Origin of the sequence: Endozoicomonas sp. NE40 (genome assembly GCF_040549045.1) — a bacterium.
GTDB lineage: Bacteria > Pseudomonadota > Gammaproteobacteria > Pseudomonadales > Endozoicomonadaceae > Endozoicomonas_A > Endozoicomonas_A lisbonensis.
Genome location: NZ_JBEWTB010000002.1, coordinates 3,417,429 through 3,433,119, shown reverse-complemented (window position 1 = coordinate 3,433,119; position 15,691 = coordinate 3,417,429). Strand labels below are relative to the sequence as shown.

The following is a 15,691-nucleotide window of genomic DNA, read 5'->3' as shown; positions in this document are numbered from 1 at the left end:
CTTCATGAACACCTTGAAAAGACCTCTGTAAAGATTGGAATAGTCAGCCTCTTTGGCTATAAAAAACGCTGTAAGAATTCCATAAAATAGCGGTAATACTCAAGACAATTTACCAGCGGCTAACCCTTATAAAGTATCTCTCTGCCTGTACTCTCAGAAGCTAAAAAGCCAGAGGCCTTACTGAAAAAATGCTAATGAACTCAACAGAAGATTTAGGGTATTCTCTGGTATTTTAATCGGAGAACCGCCTTGCAAGCACCGTTCAGTCGTACCGATATCTGGCTCGTCCTCAGCCAGGTTCCTGAAGGCAAAGTCGTGACTTACGGCCAGCTGGCCAGAATGGCCGGAGCGCCGGGTTACGCCAGGGTCGTCGGTAATATTCTGAAACAGCTCCCCAAAGGCTCCGGGCTGCCCTGGCACCGTGTGATTAACTGCAAAGGACGCATTTCCTTTCCGGAAGACAGTGTGAAATATAATGAACAGAAGGGACTGCTGGAACAGGAAGGCGTGACCTTTATCGCCGGTAAGGTCAGCCTGAATAGCTATGGATGGAACGGAGAATAACCATGGACAACCTGCCTGAAGAAATGACGCTGGCCATTGAAATCATCCGCCAGCTGGAAAATCTGGACTATCCCCCCGAAACCATACTTCAGGCAATGGCCATTATCTGTCAGGATACCCTGAACAAGCTGTCAGACTCTGACAGAAAAAAATGGCAGCAGTTTTTGCTGGGCAGCCTGAGTCAGTAGATTCAGGCAGACAGGATCGAACGCAGCCAGATCACCCAATAAAATGAGCCTCTATGCCTGTTGTACCTTCAAAAATACGATTGACTTCATGGTGGGACGCTATGAAAGTCTATCGCCACCCCCGCGCTCTCACGCTTTTCTTTATGGGCTTTTCTGCGGGCCTGCCATTGATGCTGCTGTTTTCCAGCCTGTCATTCTGGTTAAGGGAAGCCGACGTGAGCCGTGCCACCATTGGTTTCTTCAGCTGGATAGGGCTGGCCTACAGTGTCAAGTGGGTCTGGTCGCCACTGGTTGACCGGATGCCTTTGCCACTGCTTAGTCAATTATTAGGTCGTCGTCGTTCATGGCTGCTGCTCAGCCAGATTGCCATTGTCGCCGGGCTACTGGGTATGGCTTTCACAGACCCAACCCTTAACCTGACCAGAATGGCGCTTTTTGCTGTACTGGTGGCTTTCAGCTCGGCAACACAGGATATCGTGATTGATGCCTTCCGTATTGAAGCCGCTGAAGAACGCCTGCAGGCGGCTCTGGCGGCTACTTATATGTTTGGCTACCGTCTGGCAATGATGGTCGCGGGGGCTGGCACTCTGGCAATAGCCGCCCGGGCAGCAGGTGACAGTACCGGTTACCAGCAGTCCGCATGGATGGTTGCCTACCTGTTTATGGGAGGCTTTATGGCGGTTGGTATCATCACCACATTAGTCACCCGCGAGCCGGAGGTTAAACTCGAAACACCGAAGCAGGAACAGAGAGTCACCCAGTGGATGGCACAAAAGGCTCACCTGCCAACACCGCTGGTAAGACTGGCAGGCTGGTTTTATGGCGCGGTGGTTTGCCCGTTTTCAGACTTTTTCCGCCGTTATCGCTGGCATGCCCTGCTGCTACTGGCCCTGATCAGCACTTATCGAATCTCAGACATTGTTATGGGCATCATGGCAAACCCCTTCTACGTCGATCTGGGTTTTACCAAAAATGAAGTCGCCACCGTCACCAAAATCTTTGGCGTCATTATGACACTGGTCGGTGTCACCCTTGGCGGAACGCTGACCATGCGTTTTGGCGTGATGAAAATGCTGTTTACCGGGGCGATTGCCGCTGCCATTACCAACGCTCTGTTCGCCGTTATGAGTCTGGTGGGCAATAACGTTTACTGGCTGGCCCTGGTGGTTTCAGCAGACAACCTGGCTGCCGGTATTGCGACATCAGCCTTTATTGCCTGGATGTCGAGCCTGACCAATGTCCAGTATTCGGCTACCCAATACGCCCTGTTCAGCTCCATGATGTTGCTGCTGCCCAAGTTTGTCGCGGGTTTTTCCGGCGTGATGGTGGATGCTATTGGATACAACTACTTCTTCATTTTCAGCGCACTGCTGGGTGCTCCCGTACTGGTTCTGATCTGGATGGCGAACCGCTTTCTGGAGACAAACCAGACATCCTGATAACAGCGAGTCATTTTCATTGGTTTGAAAATGGCTCTTTCGCTTTTTAATCACCTGTTCTTTCGGAAAGGCTTTTCTTTTCAGGCAAAATAATTCAACAATAAATAACCGATGCAATCATATGAACCTCGATTAATACACTCTATTAATACAAAGGTGTCTATAGTTACTTTCTTTTCCCAATAAAACCTTAACAACCTCGGAAAGCTCAATGACAGACCTGAAAACTCTCCCCGGCGACTGGCGGCAGACGTTGTCGGTCTACCTTCATCGCCGGGCCATTACCCTGTTTTTTCTGGGCTTTTCAGCAGGTCTTCCAATATTGCTGGTGTTTTCCAGCCTGTCTTTCTGGATGCGGGAAGCAGACGTCAGTCGTTCAACCATTGGCTTTTTCAGTTGGGTAGGGCTGGCTTATGGCTTTAAGTGGGTCTGGTCGCCACTGGTTGACCGAATGCCGCTACCAATATTGAGCTCTCTACTGGGTCGCCGCCGCGCATGGCTGCTGTTATCCCAGATCGTTATTGCCGGTTCCCTGGTGGGAATGGCTATCACCGACCCGGCCCTGGATCTGTGGACGATGGCGCTGTTTGCCGTCATGGTCGCTTTTGGCTCTGCCACTCAGGATATCGTCATCGACGCGTACCGTATTGAGTCTGCCAACAAAGACCTTCAGGCTGCCCTGGCAGCTACTTACATGGTCGGTTACCGTCTGGCAATGATTCTGGCAACGGCTGGCGTCTTAAGTATCGCGGCATGGTTTACCGTGACTGAAGGCACCTATGACCAGTACCCCTGGCGTATGGCTTACTTCATCATGGCCTGCTGCATGGGAGTGGGTATTCTCACGACTCTGATTATCAGTGAGCCGGCAGAGCCACCCAGACAGGAGCTGGAACTCAGGGCTAAACAGTGGATGGCTGATAACGCTCACCTGCCCGGTTTTATTGTCCGTACCGCTGGCTGGTTCTACGGTGCCGTTATCTGCCCGTTTCTGGACTTTTTGATTCGCTACCGCTGGCATGCGCTTCTGGTTCTGGGGTTAATCAGCACTTACCGCATTTGCGATGTGGTGATGGGCATCATGGCAAACCCGTTTTATGTCGATCTGGGATACACCAAACAGGAAGTCGCAGCCATTTCAAAAGTCTATGGCGTCATTATGACGCTGGTTGGTGCGGCCATTGGTGGTGGTCTGATGGTGCGCTTCGGGGTGATGAAGATTCTGTTTGCCGGTGGTTTACTGGCAGCGATAACCAACCTGCTGTTCGCCTTTCTTGCAGGTATAGGCCACGACATCACCTGGCTGACCGTCGTGATCTCACTGGATAATCTGGCGGGAGGCGTAGCGACTGCCGCTTTTATTGCTTATCTGTCGAGTCTCACTAACGTCAGTTACTCTGCGACCCAGTACGCACTGTTCAGTTCCGTCATGGCACTGTTTCCAAAGTTTCTGGCGGGTTTTTCCGGAGTAATGGTTGACTCCATAGGCTATGCTTCGTTCTTCACAGCTACGGCATTGATGGGTATTCCATCGCTGGTTCTGATACTGCTGGCGTGGAAGTTAAAAGTGACATCAGCTGAGCAATAAACCATAAAAATGAGGAGTCACTGTGTCCAACATTCAAACAGTAAGAGCTGTACTGTTTACGTCCCTCTTGTTCCCAGCGCTCTGTTCAATGGCGGAGACTCCCAGCCCGGAGGATATACATGTCTCCAACTGGCTGGCTTTTCTGGAAACCAGTGACTTTAATCATAATCCAATAAGCTGCCACGCTGTTGTCATTCATAAAAATTGGGCTTTGACAACAAGTGACTGCGTACCGAAACCACTCTCGGAAATAACGATTCAGAAACCATCTGTTCAAAAAATAATGCTTCGTTTCTCAGCTGAATCGAATCAAAAGTATGATCAGGTTGAAGTCTCAGATGTTCGGCGCCCGAGCACATACCATACTTCTCAACCTGTCCTGTTAAAACTGAAATCACCACTTAACCCTCCCTTTCCCACTTTGTCTTTTAAAACGCACTCCTGGTTTGATGGACTTGAAGGTCGTTACCCATTGTGGACAGTGTATTATTTGGAGAGGATGAAACGCCCCAGCCATTTGTTAGTAAGCCGCCCTGAAATTAATGTTTTTTCTCATCCTGTCAAAATAAAAGATCAGTCAGACTGCATCCCCCGTGTCAAAGGGCTTGACTGGAAAATATGCTCAATTCCTGAAGGTTTCGGAGAGGTGTTAAGCAGTGACTTTCAGAGAGGATCAGTTTTGCTGGATGAAAACTTTGCAGTCACCGGGTTAGGCTACGAACTGGATCAAAAGAATACGACAATGGAAATGAATTATTTTATGCCTCTGGGTCTGAGTCCATTCGTAAGATTTATAAAAGAACATACGGGTATAGACAAACCGCGTGAAACTAAACAAATGAAAAATTTTTCTGAACTATAGCCAGACAATTATTAAATAAAATTTAAAAAGGGCTAAAAGCAAGCCCTTTTGTTTCAATAAAACGCTGAATTAATCACGGAAATTATTGTACTGCAGCGGCATGTCGGTATCCGCTTCACGCAGCATGGCAATCACCTGTTGCAGATCATCCCGCTTTTTGCCCGTTACACGAACCTGTTCACCCTGAATAGCAGGCTGAACCTTGAGTTTGGCATCCTTGATCATTTTCACAATCTTTTTAGCCTGTTCCTTATCCAGTCCCTGACGTACAGTGACTTCCTGCTTGACCTGTTTGCCGGAACCGTAATGGTCTTTCACTTCCAGACACTTGACGTCGATGCCCCGTTTAACCATTTTGGTTTTCAGCATCTCCAGCATTTGCACCAGCTGAAAATCCGCGTCAGAAGTCATCACGATCTGGGTGTCACCACTTTGTTCAAAGCTGGCATCAACACCACGGAAATCGTAGCGGGTGGTCAGTTCACGGTTTGACTGATCTACAGAGTTGCTGAGTTCGTGCAGATCGACTTCAGAAACAATATCAAATGAAGGCATGAAGAATTCCACATAAAAAAGATTAATGCCCCATATTGTCAGGGAACGCTTTCTTCGAGGCAAGAGTTTGAAGTAAGAGTTCGAAATAAGAAGCCAGGGCAAGAGTCAGGGGCAAGCCCCGGAACTACCAGGGCTGTTTTCGACCAGAACAGTTTATCCGAACGTTAACCTACTCTTTATCATTCAGCCTGAATCCAATTCGCACCGTCACCTGAAAATGACCAATTTCACCATCGTTAATATGCCCCCTGTGTTCCACCACTTCGTACCAGTTGAGGTTTTTCACCGTAACGCTTGCTGTCGCTATGGCATTACGAATAGCGTCATCACTACTAAGGGTTGAGCTGCCGACGACTTCAAGGATTTTATAAACATGACTCATAATCCAGACACCTCAGGTGTTAGAAACATCCAGCAAGTATAGACATGGATTCAAAGTACTCTCGTTCGAAAAAAAGCCCTGACACCCTGTGTTACACTGTACCTCCTGTTAGACTATGGCACCTGAATCCACTGACTCATCTGACCCTGCAAATAAACGATGTCATCACACCCCTGGTATATCCTTGGAGCCGGAAGTATTGGCTGCCTCTGGGCCGCAACTCTTCATCAAGCCACTGGAAAATCTCCTGTTATGATTGTCCGTAACAGAGAGCACTCCATAAACGAAAATACAGACAAAAAAGCAGTTCTGACCCTGACCCGTCTGGACAAAACAGAATCTTGTCACCCTGTCAGTGTGGTGACCGCCGATGAGATAACAGCGCCGATTCACCAGCTTATTGTCTGCACCAAAGCGAGCGACGCACTGACCGCTATGAACTCCATCAGCCCTGTGCTGGCGAAACACTGCAACGTGCTGCTTCTGCAAAATGGTATGGGCAGTCAGGAGGCGGTCGCAGAAGCCTTTCCTGCACAAAACATCTGGATTGGCTCAACCACTGATGGAGCCTGGATCAGAGAACCGTTGCATGTCCATCACGCCGGGCAGGGGCTGACAGAAATCGGTTGTTTTAACCGTCAGCCTGCCACAGCGTTTCTCCGCCAGTTCCAGGGTTTTCCTCTGAAGATGACCGCCAGTAAAGATATTGAGAATGTCTTATGGCAAAAACTGGCCGTCAACTGCGCCATCAACGGCTTAACAGCCCTTTTTGACTGTCAGAATGGCTCATTACTGGAAAATGACAAAAAGCCACTGATGGATGAGCTGATTGATGAATTCGTTCATGTCAGCAACACACTGGGCCGGCCAACACCAGAGTCTCTGCACGAAAAAGTATACGAAGTTTGCCGTTTAACAGCTGCTAACCACTCTTCAACCTGCATGGATGCACGCCTGCAGCGTAGAACCGAGCTGGCATTTATCAACGGCTACCTGATCAGGATCGCTGAAAAAGAGGGCCTGAAGCTTCCAGCCCACCAACAGCTGATGGACAGGCTCTCACAAAAAGGCGTTCGCTGGTAAACTTGTTACGGAAGTACAAATAAGATAGTTTGCTCTATATCCCGGGCCACCAAGAATACGACAAAGCCCATGCAAACACTGTACGCCTACTTCTCAAAACTCACCGTCAGCAGCAAACTCCTGCACCTGTTGATTGGCATAGCCCTTTCCCTGGGGCTGATTGCCAGCGGTGCTTTCATGGTTTCTGCCTATTTGCTTTCAAAGCATGACCTTGCCCCGACCAGCGTTATGGGGGTGGCCGGAATGGTCATCGTGGTCAGTTTCCTGCTGATCACATTGACCATCACCCATTATGTTCGTCGTTTTATTACCAAACCCATCCTTCACCTGATTCGTATAACGGGCAGGGTGTCAAAACATGAAGATTACCGTATCCGCGCCAGAGTCTTTCACCATGACGAAATAGGCACCCTGTCACAGGCGTTTAACGTTATGCTCTCCCGCATCGCCACCAGAGATCAGCAGCTCCAGGAAGAAAAAGAGTATGAACGACAGCTGTTGACAGAAATGCAGCGCAATAATCAGGAGCTGGAACATGAGATAAAAGTGCGCCAGCAGGCTGAACGCAAACTGAAACAGTTTCAGGAATACCTCAACAACATTATCAATTCCATGCCATCGGCGCTGATCACTGTGGATCATCAGGGGGTCATACAACAGTGTAACGCCGAAGCAGCCCGTCTCGCAGAAGACAGCCACCAGCCAGTGATCGGCCAGACAATTGTTAATGCCTTACCCTTCCTTGAGCATTGCCTGCCTCAGATTGAAACAACGCTGAAAGAACAAAGTACCCAGAGGGTAGAAAAGCTGCCAGTGGCTATTGCTGGAAACGACAGTTACCTGGACTTAATCATCTATCCACTGTCTGGTGATGAGCATCCGGAAGCGGTTATCCGTATAGACGACATCACTCAACGACTTAAGCTGGAAGAAGTGATGGTGCAGACCGAAAAAATGATGTCTGTTGGCGGACTGGCCGCAGGCATGGCACACGAAATCAATAATCCTCTGGGTGCAGTGATTCAGGGCGCACAAAACATACGTCGCAGAATCTCTGTCGATCTGCCCGCCAACCAGCACACTGCACAGCAACACCATGTAGACCTGAACGAGCTGAATGCCTATCTGGAAGACCGGGGGATCAATCGCTTCCTCGATAATATTCAGGATGCGGGTCTGAGAGCCTCGGAGATCGTCAGAAACATGCTGAAATTCAGTCGTCAGGCTGAACCGGTTCTGTCCTCAGCCAATCTGAAAGAGTTACTGGAAAAGACCGTCGATATCGCTGCCTCTGACCTGAACTGGCAATCCGAGTTTGATTTTATGCGGATTCGTGTGGACTACGATCTTGATCCGGCTTTAACAGAAGTTCCCTGTATCGCCTGCGAGTTGCAGCAGGTACTGCTGAACCTGCTGAAAAATGCCGCCCATGCCATTAACCAGCGCCAGAATCGAACTGAGCCGGGAAGAATTCGTATCAAAACCCGACACGAAAACGATCAGGCTGTCATCTCCCTCTCAGACAACGGCTGTGGTATGAGCGACCGTGTCAGAAAGCGCATTTTCGAACCGTTCTTTACGACCAAGGATGTTGGGGTCGGCACCGGTCTTGGGCTATCTGTCTCCTATTTCATTATTACGACCCACCATCAGGGCCGTTTGACGGTCGATTCCGTCATAAACCAGGGCAGTCAATTCACCATCAACCTGCCACTGGAGCGGCAAAAAACACGACCAACTGCCATTAAGAAAGAGAGCGAGGTGTCCCTTTAGCGTTATTCCCTTATAATGCAGCGCACTTTTTTTAAGAAGATCCAAAAGCGATCACGATGAAGACGCCTGAACTGAAAGACACCATTAACATCAATGTCCAGCACGCCCTGAATGAAGACATTGGCACCGGCGACATTACCGCCGCACTGATTCCTGAACAGCAACAGGCAATTGCCCGCCTGATTTGTCGTGAACAGGCTGTGATTTGTGGTCGCCCATGGTTTAATGAAGTGTTCAGGCAGATTGATCCTGATGTCACCATCGAATGGCATATTGAAGAAGGCGAACAGGTGGCGGCCGACCAGTTGCTGGTCACCCTTACAGGTTCTGCCCGAAGCCTTCTGACCGGTGAACGTGCCGCCATGAATTTCCTGCAGACGTTGTCCGGCACCGCCACCCGCTGCCACCATTACCTGAGTCTGGTTAAAGGCACACAGGTCAAACTGCTGGATACCCGCAAAACCCTTCCGGGACTGCGTCTGGCACAAAAGTATGCCGTTGCTCAGGGTGGCTGTCACAACCACCGCACTGGTTTGTTTGATGCTTTTCTGATCAAGGAAAATCATATTGCTGCCTGCGGTGGTATTCGTCAGGCGGTAGAAACCGCCAAAGTCATGACTCCCGGCAAGCCAGTAGAAATAGAAGTCGAAAACCTCGACGAGTTCCATCAGGCCCGCGATGCCGGAGCAGACCGCATTATGCTGGATAACTTTGCTCTCGACCTGTTGCAACAGACCGTTGAGCTGAACAAAACTTTGGCAGGCAACCGCCCTGAACTGGAAGCGTCAGGCAACATTACCGAAAAGACCCTGCCTCACATTGCGGCAACCGGCGTGGATTACATTTCCATTGGCGCTCTCACGAAACATTGTGAGGCTGTCGACCTGTCCATGCGCCTGACCGAAGTAGCAGGCTGACTGCATTTATAAACGGCTACATTTATAACAAAGAACATGTCAAAACTATGGCAATGACGCCGCATTGCCATAATGATGACAACCTCCGGGAGTGACCCATTATGAGTAAAATTCTGGTAACAGGCGGGGCCGGCTATATCGGCAGCCACACCTGTGTCGAGCTTCTAAACGACAACTACGATATTGTTGTACTGGATAACCTGAGCAACAGCAGTGAAGAATCCCTGCGCCGGGTTCAGGAAATCACCGGCAAAAGCCTGACCTTTGTTAATGGTGATATTTCGTGACCGCAGTCTGCTGAACCGGTTGTTCAGCGAACACGATTTCGAAGCGGTCATCCATTTTGCCGGGCTGAAGGCCGTGGGTGAATCCTGCGAAATTCCTCTCGATTACTACGACAACAATGTTTACGGCACCGTGGTTCTCTGCGAAGCCATGAAAGCAGCCAATGTGAAGCGTATCGTATTCAGTTCTTCCGCCACGGTTTATGGCGACCCGGCAAGTCTGCCGATCATGGAAGATTTCCCGCTGTCTGCCACCAACCCTTATGGTCGTTCCAAACTGATGGTGGAAGACATTCTGCGTGACCTGTACCTGTCGGACAACGAGTGGAGCATTGCCCTGCTGCGTTATTTCAACCCGGTTGGCGCCCATCCGTCCGGCACGATTGGTGAAGATCCGAACGATATCCCCAACAACCTTATGCCTTATGTGACACAGGTGGCCATTGGTAAGCTGGAAAAACTGCGAGTATTTGGTAACGACTACCCGACTCACGACGGCACCGGTGTGCGCGATTACATTCATGTGGTTGACCTGTCGATAGGACATGTCCGTGCCATTGAGAAACTGCGCACCACCACAGGTGCCACTGCGTGGAACCTCGGCGTGGGTAAAGGCTACAGCGTACTGGATATGGTGGCAGCCTTTGAGAAGGCGTCAGGCAAAGCAGTACCTTATGCCATAACAGATCGTCGTGCGGGTGATATTGCTGCCTGTTACGCCAACCCGGACAAAGCCCTGAGCGAACTGGGCTGGAAAGCTGAAAAAGTACTGGAAGATATGGTCAGCGATGCCTGGCGCTGGCAGTCTCAAAATCCGGACGGTTATCCTTCCTGATCAATTACCACCCAACACGGTAAGTTGCAGCTATGTAACAAGCTGATCATTCTGTAGTCACCGTGTTGGGAGTCGCTATCGCTCGTCCCAACCTACAAGTTATTCTCACCTCGACCGATAAATTAACAATCCAGGCTAAAAGTCATACGGCAGATTTTACGACTGAAGGGAAGCTCTCGATGACTGAAAGTGTCAATAGCGCAGGTCAAACCTCTGGAAACTGGTTTAAACAGGCTTCCGCAAAAACAACAAAAGCCCTGAAAGGCTTCCTTCATTTTGGCAGTGTCAGCAAAGTCTCCGGCAACAGTCATATCAAAAAAGCCAGCCTTGGGAACAGCAAACCTGAATCCACTCCGTTACATTCACGAAGCATCCGTCAGACAAACACGTCCGAACTGGCTTCGATACGAACACCTGTAACATCTCAAAGCAGCCCCACGACAAAAACACCCACTCACCCTCTGCTGGAATCCGATTCTGTTCAGGAACAGATTTACAATGCCGAATTTCAATTGATGGAACTGAATCAAAACTGGTCCATTCTTAACGATGCCGTCAGCCGGACCACTGCGCTCAAAGAAAAAACGGGCAGGCAGTTTAATAAACTCAGTAGACAAGCAGGACTAAGACGCCAAACCGCACTGCGCTCCGCGAAGTTTGCGTCAGCAAGAAACCGTTTTTTCAAAGCCGTACAGTTAGAGAGAACTGCTAAAACAGCCCTTAAAAATCTGGAAACACGAATCGAAAAACAGGAAAACGCTATACAGAGGCTTCGCGTAGCCGAAAACATACAGGCTGAGCGAGAATTAAAGCAGTTACAGGCAGGCGGATAATAAAACAGCAACATCAACGGGTGTCGTCGTAATGCAACGCTTTTCATCATTATTGCTTATTCCCTTAATCGCCCCTTTTATAACACCCTCTATTGCACTCCCTGTAGAACGAGCCAGCTGCCCTGAATGGTCTGAACAGGACGCGCGCCAGAAGCTTGAACAACTCAATCAGGAAATCCAGCACCACAATCAGCTCTACTTCTTCAAGCAGATGCCCGTACTATCCGACCACGAGTTTGATGCGCTGGCTAAACGCCTGCAAGTGCTGTCGGATTGCTTTCCAGACATTAAGCTGAACACTGGCATAACTGAGCGACTGGCGCCTGATAACTCTTTGGATAAGAGTTCGGATAAGAGTGCGGATAACCATATCCAGCATATTTATGCCATGGGCAGTCTTCGCAAGGCAGAGTCTGAGAAAGACATCAGCGAGTTCCTGCAACAGGTTTTCCGCGCCAGCTACCACTCCGGCGTTATGCTGCAACCCAAAATTGATGGTATTGCCATTGAACTGGTTTACCACGATGGAAAGCTTGTATCCGCCTCTACCCGTGGCGATGGCATTATCGGTAAAAATATTCTGGCGAAGGTAAAAGCCATTCCTGCGATTCCGGACGAAGTGCCTGTTACCTACGCCCGCATCGTCTTACATGGTGAACTGTTTGTCCGCCTTGACCGCTGGAATGAAAAGACTCACAACAGGGGGCGCTACTCCAGCGCCCGTCATTTTGTGGCAGGTATCATTCATAGCAACGCACCAGAACTCAGTGCACTGGAAGTGCTGGATTTTTTCCCGTGGACGTTATTTCAGCCATCAGCGGCCAGGTCGGGAATCTGACACCGTTAACCAGCTCTACACCATGGGCTTTGACCTTCCCACGCAATTTACCGAGCCGGTAAAAAGCCTTGAAGAGGTCATCAGAAAACGCGACCAGCTGCAAAAGCAGGCGGATCGTTTACCCTTTCTTCTGGATGGCATAGTGCTCAAAGTCAACAGTCAGGCTCAACAGCTGGCAATGGGGTCATCCAACTTCATACCGAACTGGATGCTGGCATGGAAATTCCCCCCTGATGTAGCGGTCACTACCGTCCGGAACATTGAATTCAAGGTGGGCAGAACCGGAAATATCACCCCGGTCGTGGTGTTTGATCCGGTTGAGATAAGAGAACAAACCATCACCCGGGTCTCTATGGGCAGTCTGAATAACCTGCAAGGCAAAGACATTGCCATTGGCGACCAGATTTCCATTGCCCTGAAGGGTTCCGCCACGCCCACCTTCAATAAAGTCATTCTGAGAGATTCACAGCGAAAGCGTCCGGTTCTGCCCGATTCACAGCAATACAGCCCGTTCACCTGCCTGTCCCTGATTGAGGGCTGCAAAGAACAGTTTATTGCCCGGATTCAGTGGCTCAGTAAACGACTGGACTTGCCTGGGTTGGATGAGCCCGTTATCCATAATCTGGTCAATAGTGGCCAGTTAAAGACGCTGGCTGACCTGTTAACACTCAGCAGAGAGCAACTTCAGGAAGCGGGCAGCACTTGGGAACAGAGCGGTTATTTTCGTTCGGCTATTGAACTCACAGGCGCTCTGCCTTTCGAACAGCAGGTTCGGGCGCTGGGCATTCCGGATATCGGCAAAGCCCGCTCCACAAAGCTTGGAAAAGCATTTTCTAACTGGGATCAACTGCTTCAGGCCGAAAACAAACAGCTTCAGGCAATAGCAGACGTTGGGGAAGCCACCATTCAGCAGCTCAGGCGATATTTACAGAGACCAGAAAATCAGGCGCTGATCAAAATACTCAGACAGCTGCAAAGCAGGCAATAAAAAAGGCTGGGAAACCAGCCTTTTTTATTGATTCAGGGTCAGGCCGTCAAGAGCTGAACTGAGCAATGAATGCTTCCACAGAGTCATTATTACAAAGATTCACGTCTCCGGTACCTGTTCCTGCGCAAGTCAGGACCCAGGAATTACCGGTAGCGTTTGGTGTCATTGTCAAGCTTTGAGCATCAAATGGACCACCAGGGGTAATAGTAAATGAAGCTGTATCAGGAGTACCAGCACCAATAATGGCTGTACCGCCTGTTGGCGCTGCTGGAGCTGCAGGAACGCCTCCTTCACCAAGATCACAGTTTGTTAGAGAGCGAGATTGCAAACAGATAGAGATTGCAGTCTTGTATGAGCTTGCCTCTTGCATTGCCGCGTTCACTGTCGCATTACGCGTATAATTCTGATACTGCGGAATAGCCACCGCCGCCAGAATACCGATGATCGCTACAACGATCATCAATTCGATAAGGGTAAAACCCCTGTTACCAGACATCCTTGTCTTCATTTTCTCATCCTCGATCATTGAGTATCATCAGCCAACCACTGAAAGTGGTCCTGTTGAATGTTTCGGCTCGATTAATTCGACCTTTAATTAATGGTAGTCGTCCTCTTGTCGTTTTTGTCATTATTCCAGTGGTTCAGAGAAAAAAACTTCCCCTGTCTTTATATCCAGCGTATTGCCTGCCTCATGAGAAGCGCCCGTCACCTTCAGAAGACCGTCCTTAAGCACCCCGAAGGATTTATTCTCAATCAGACTATGAGCCGAATCGTGCTTTACCTGCAAACGCCCCGTATCAGTATCAATTTCATAGAAATCAAACGACTCATTAACAATATCCGTAAGATTCAGCCCCTTTGCCCGAAACATGGCTTCTACTGTAAAGCCGGTTTCCAGAAAGAGTGTCCTGGACTGAAGAATCGCTTCTGAGCCTTCTGCCAGCAGGTCAACCCCGTCAAAGTATCTGTCTGACGGCCGTTCCATCCCGACCAGACCTAGCAGTGTTGGTGCAATATCCATTAATGAAGCAACTTCTGTGACGGTTTGCGGGTTAAACCGGGCTTTCGGGCGATAATCCTTAATGGCCAGCAATACACGGTTCTGGTTAATACTCAGCAGATCCGTCCCGTGCAGTCCTACATAATCGACATATTTCTCAGACAACCAGGGAAACAGGGGCTTGCCATTTTCATAGGCGGTCGGAAAGGCTTCACCGTGATCCGACAGAAATACGACAATACTGTTCTCCAGCATTCCCTTTCTCTGTAAGCCGTCCAACAGTCGCCCAACCTGCCGGTCAGCTTCTGCGGCAGCTTTCAGATACCGTACAAAAAGAGTCTTGTCGCGCCCGGCATCCCCCCAGACATAAGGCCAGTGCGGCAGACACAGATGCACCGCAGCAAACACGCTGCCCTTCGAACCCATGCCACCCAGCAGTTCAATGGTTTTATCAACAAAATAATCCGGGTCATAGACATGGTCAGCAGCCCGGTTCAGGTGGGTGTAGCGAAACAGTTTTTTTCCCAGCCCTGAGTTCATAACCAGGTTGGACAGGGGGAAGTCGTTAATTCTGCCCAGCATAAAATCGTAAGCACCGATTTCAGGACCGCCCAGCACATCAAAACCATAACGATGGTCAATATTGCTGAAGCGTTTTTCATCGGTAATATAAGCGGTCTGGTAGCCCCGGGTTTGCAGAATACTGGGCAGGGTCTGGCTCCAGTCCATTTCCGAGACGTTCTGAAGATTGATGCGTACTCCGGTGGTTTGTGGTGCATTGCCCGTTAAAATCGAAATCCATGCCGGAAACGTGCGGGCAACGGGGGTGAGTGTATTTTTGAAATAGGCCGATGATTCCGTGATAGCTTTTAACACCGGTGCAGGGGACTGTTCTGCCTCGATAATATCGGCCCTTAATGAATCCACCCCGATAATAAAAATATTCGGCTGTTCAGACTCTGCAACGGTGTGTTTTGTTGTGCTGGTAAAAGGCAGTAACCAGGCAGCGACTAACAGCAACACCCAGCCCCGGCTCAGGTAAATGGTAAGCGCCCCCACCAATGCCAGAAAGGCAATAGCGAACCATTCGTTAATGGCGGTGTACCATGAGAAGAATGAAAACTTGTAAACCAGTGAGTTACCAATAAAGGTACACAGCACCAGAACAGCCCAGAACAGTACGATAACCCTTTTCGGCTGATTGGCATAATCGGGGAGCCGTTTCAAAAAACATCGGGCCAGCAACCAGGCCAGCACTGCCAGGGAAAGGTGCAATAAAAACTGCATCATCAGGTAATGCAGTAAATCACTCTGGAGTTTCGGGCTTTCCCAGAAAGCGGCAATCATCATATCTGCATTGATGGAGCCTTTCTTAATGGCAAAGGTTTCTGCAAACATCCAGAACCGGTACCCCCCCTGAAGCAGCATAAGCCCCAGTGTCAGCATCACCAGCAATAACCATTCCCCTACTGTCGATTTACTCACCTTCATGAGCTTTACCCTGTTGTTATTGTTTTGGTCTGAATTCTTTTACCTGAATATTTTTCATCGGCATGTAATGG

At 49.4% G+C, this 15,691-nt stretch carries 15 protein-coding genes and 1 pseudogene; 12 read left to right on the top strand and 4 right to left on the bottom strand.

Annotated elements, in window-relative coordinates; genetic code table 11:
- Positions 1-249 precede the first annotated feature (249 nt).
- From V5J35_RS16380 to V5J35_RS16360, 5 genes are all read left to right on the top strand, one after another.
- Positions 250-564 carry an MGMT family protein gene (locus tag V5J35_RS16380; protein WP_354008173.1) on the top strand — a complete coding sequence of 105 codons (315 nt, stop codon included), beginning with the start codon at positions 250-252 and terminating at the stop codon, positions 562-564.
- A 2-nt stretch (positions 565-566) separates the two neighbouring features.
- Positions 567-752 (top strand): DUF2496 domain-containing protein, encoded by a 186-nt coding sequence (locus V5J35_RS16375; protein WP_354008172.1) that lies wholly within the window; start codon positions 567-569, stop codon positions 750-752.
- 101 nt (positions 753-853) lie between these two features.
- Entirely contained in the window at positions 854-2,191 is a 1,338-nt protein-coding gene (locus V5J35_RS16370) for an AmpG family muropeptide MFS transporter (protein WP_354008171.1), read from the top strand.
- A gap of 211 nt (positions 2,192-2,402) precedes the next feature.
- Positions 2,403-3,779: an AmpG family muropeptide MFS transporter gene (locus V5J35_RS16365; RefSeq protein WP_354008170.1), complete on the top strand. Its 1,377-nt coding sequence runs from the start codon at positions 2,403-2,405 to the stop codon at positions 3,777-3,779.
- A gap of 22 nt (positions 3,780-3,801) precedes the next feature.
- The gene (locus V5J35_RS16360) at positions 3,802-4,641 is read left to right on the top strand and encodes a hypothetical protein (RefSeq protein ID WP_354016448.1); all 840 of its coding nucleotides are present in this window, start codon (positions 3,802-3,804) and stop codon (positions 4,639-4,641) included.
- Between the two features lie 69 nt (positions 4,642-4,710).
- Here V5J35_RS16360 and V5J35_RS16355 read toward each other — a convergent pair whose 3' ends face one another.
- Positions 4,711-5,196, bottom strand: a complete 486-nt coding sequence (locus V5J35_RS16355; RefSeq protein WP_354008168.1) for a YajQ family cyclic di-GMP-binding protein — start codon at positions 5,194-5,196, stop codon at positions 4,711-4,713.
- A gap of 169 nt (positions 5,197-5,365) precedes the next feature.
- Positions 5,366-5,578, bottom strand: coding sequence for a dodecin (locus V5J35_RS16350; protein ID WP_354008167.1), 213 nt, complete (start codon positions 5,576-5,578; stop codon positions 5,366-5,368).
- A 159-nt stretch (positions 5,579-5,737) separates the two neighbouring features.
- Between V5J35_RS16350 and V5J35_RS16345 the strand changes: the two genes are divergently transcribed.
- From V5J35_RS16345 to V5J35_RS16315, 7 genes and pseudogenes are all read left to right on the top strand, one after another.
- Positions 5,738-6,661, top strand: a complete 924-nt coding sequence (locus tag V5J35_RS16345; protein ID WP_354016447.1) for a ketopantoate reductase family protein — start codon at positions 5,738-5,740, stop codon at positions 6,659-6,661.
- Positions 6,662-6,730: 69 nt separating this feature from the next.
- Positions 6,731-8,434: an ATP-binding protein gene (locus tag V5J35_RS16340; protein ID WP_354008164.1), complete on the top strand. Its 1,704-nt coding sequence runs from the start codon at positions 6,731-6,733 to the stop codon at positions 8,432-8,434.
- Between the two features lie 56 nt (positions 8,435-8,490).
- Complete coding sequence (gene nadC / locus V5J35_RS16335; protein ID WP_354008163.1) at positions 8,491-9,351, top strand: carboxylating nicotinate-nucleotide diphosphorylase; 861 nt, start codon at positions 8,491-8,493, stop codon at positions 9,349-9,351.
- A gap of 101 nt (positions 9,352-9,452) precedes the next feature.
- Positions 9,453-10,470, top strand: a pseudogene (gene galE, locus V5J35_RS16330) (UDP-glucose 4-epimerase GalE).
- A 179-nt stretch (positions 10,471-10,649) separates the two neighbouring features.
- Entirely contained in the window at positions 10,650-11,303 is a 654-nt protein-coding gene (locus V5J35_RS16325; RefSeq protein WP_354008161.1) for a hypothetical protein, read from the top strand.
- Between the two features lie 31 nt (positions 11,304-11,334).
- Positions 11,335-12,141 (top strand): hypothetical protein, encoded by an 807-nt coding sequence (locus V5J35_RS16320; RefSeq protein WP_354016446.1) that lies wholly within the window; start codon positions 11,335-11,337, stop codon positions 12,139-12,141.
- Positions 12,071-13,129: a helix-hairpin-helix domain-containing protein gene (locus V5J35_RS16315; protein ID WP_354016445.1), complete on the top strand. Its 1,059-nt coding sequence runs from the start codon at positions 12,071-12,073 to the stop codon at positions 13,127-13,129. Before V5J35_RS16320 ends, V5J35_RS16315 begins: the two co-directional genes overlap by 71 nt.
- Positions 13,130-13,175: 46 nt before the next feature.
- On the opposite strand, the gene V5J35_RS16310 is transcribed toward V5J35_RS16315, so the two are convergent.
- Together V5J35_RS16310 and V5J35_RS16305 are read right to left on the bottom strand one after the other, a co-directional pair.
- Positions 13,176-13,655: a pilin gene (locus V5J35_RS16310; protein ID WP_419095761.1), complete on the bottom strand. Its 480-nt coding sequence runs from the start codon at positions 13,653-13,655 to the stop codon at positions 13,176-13,178.
- Between the two features lie 102 nt (positions 13,656-13,757).
- Positions 13,758-15,620: a sulfatase-like hydrolase/transferase gene (locus tag V5J35_RS16305; RefSeq protein ID WP_354008159.1), complete on the bottom strand. Its 1,863-nt coding sequence runs from the start codon at positions 15,618-15,620 to the stop codon at positions 13,758-13,760.
- Between the last annotated feature and the right edge of the window lie 71 nt (positions 15,621-15,691).

Coding starts and splice junctions, on each gene's coding strand:
- V5J35_RS16325 (WP_354008161.1), top strand. CDS start 10,650: ATGACTGAAAGTGTCAATAGCGCAGGTCAAACCTCTGGAAACTGGTTT.
- V5J35_RS16350 (WP_354008167.1), bottom strand. CDS start 5,578: ATGAGTCATGTTTATAAAATCCTTGAAGTCGTCGGCAGCTCAACCCTT.
- V5J35_RS16370 (WP_354008171.1), top strand. CDS start 854: ATGAAAGTCTATCGCCACCCCCGCGCTCTCACGCTTTTCTTTATGGGC.
- V5J35_RS16365 (WP_354008170.1), top strand. CDS start 2,403: ATGACAGACCTGAAAACTCTCCCCGGCGACTGGCGGCAGACGTTGTCG.
- V5J35_RS16320 (WP_354016446.1), top strand. CDS start 11,335: ATGCAACGCTTTTCATCATTATTGCTTATTCCCTTAATCGCCCCTTTT.
- V5J35_RS16310 (WP_419095761.1), bottom strand. CDS start 13,655: ATGATCGAGGATGAGAAAATGAAGACAAGGATGTCTGGTAACAGGGGT.
- V5J35_RS16305 (WP_354008159.1), bottom strand. CDS start 15,620: ATGAAGGTGAGTAAATCGACAGTAGGGGAATGGTTATTGCTGGTGATG.
- V5J35_RS16345 (WP_354016447.1), top strand. CDS start 5,738: ATGTCATCACACCCCTGGTATATCCTTGGAGCCGGAAGTATTGGCTGC.
- V5J35_RS16375 (WP_354008172.1), top strand. CDS start 567: ATGGACAACCTGCCTGAAGAAATGACGCTGGCCATTGAAATCATCCGC.
- V5J35_RS16340 (WP_354008164.1), top strand. CDS start 6,731: ATGCAAACACTGTACGCCTACTTCTCAAAACTCACCGTCAGCAGCAAA.
- nadC (WP_354008163.1), top strand. CDS start 8,491: ATGAAGACGCCTGAACTGAAAGACACCATTAACATCAATGTCCAGCAC.
- V5J35_RS16355 (WP_354008168.1), bottom strand. CDS start 5,196: ATGCCTTCATTTGATATTGTTTCTGAAGTCGATCTGCACGAACTCAGC.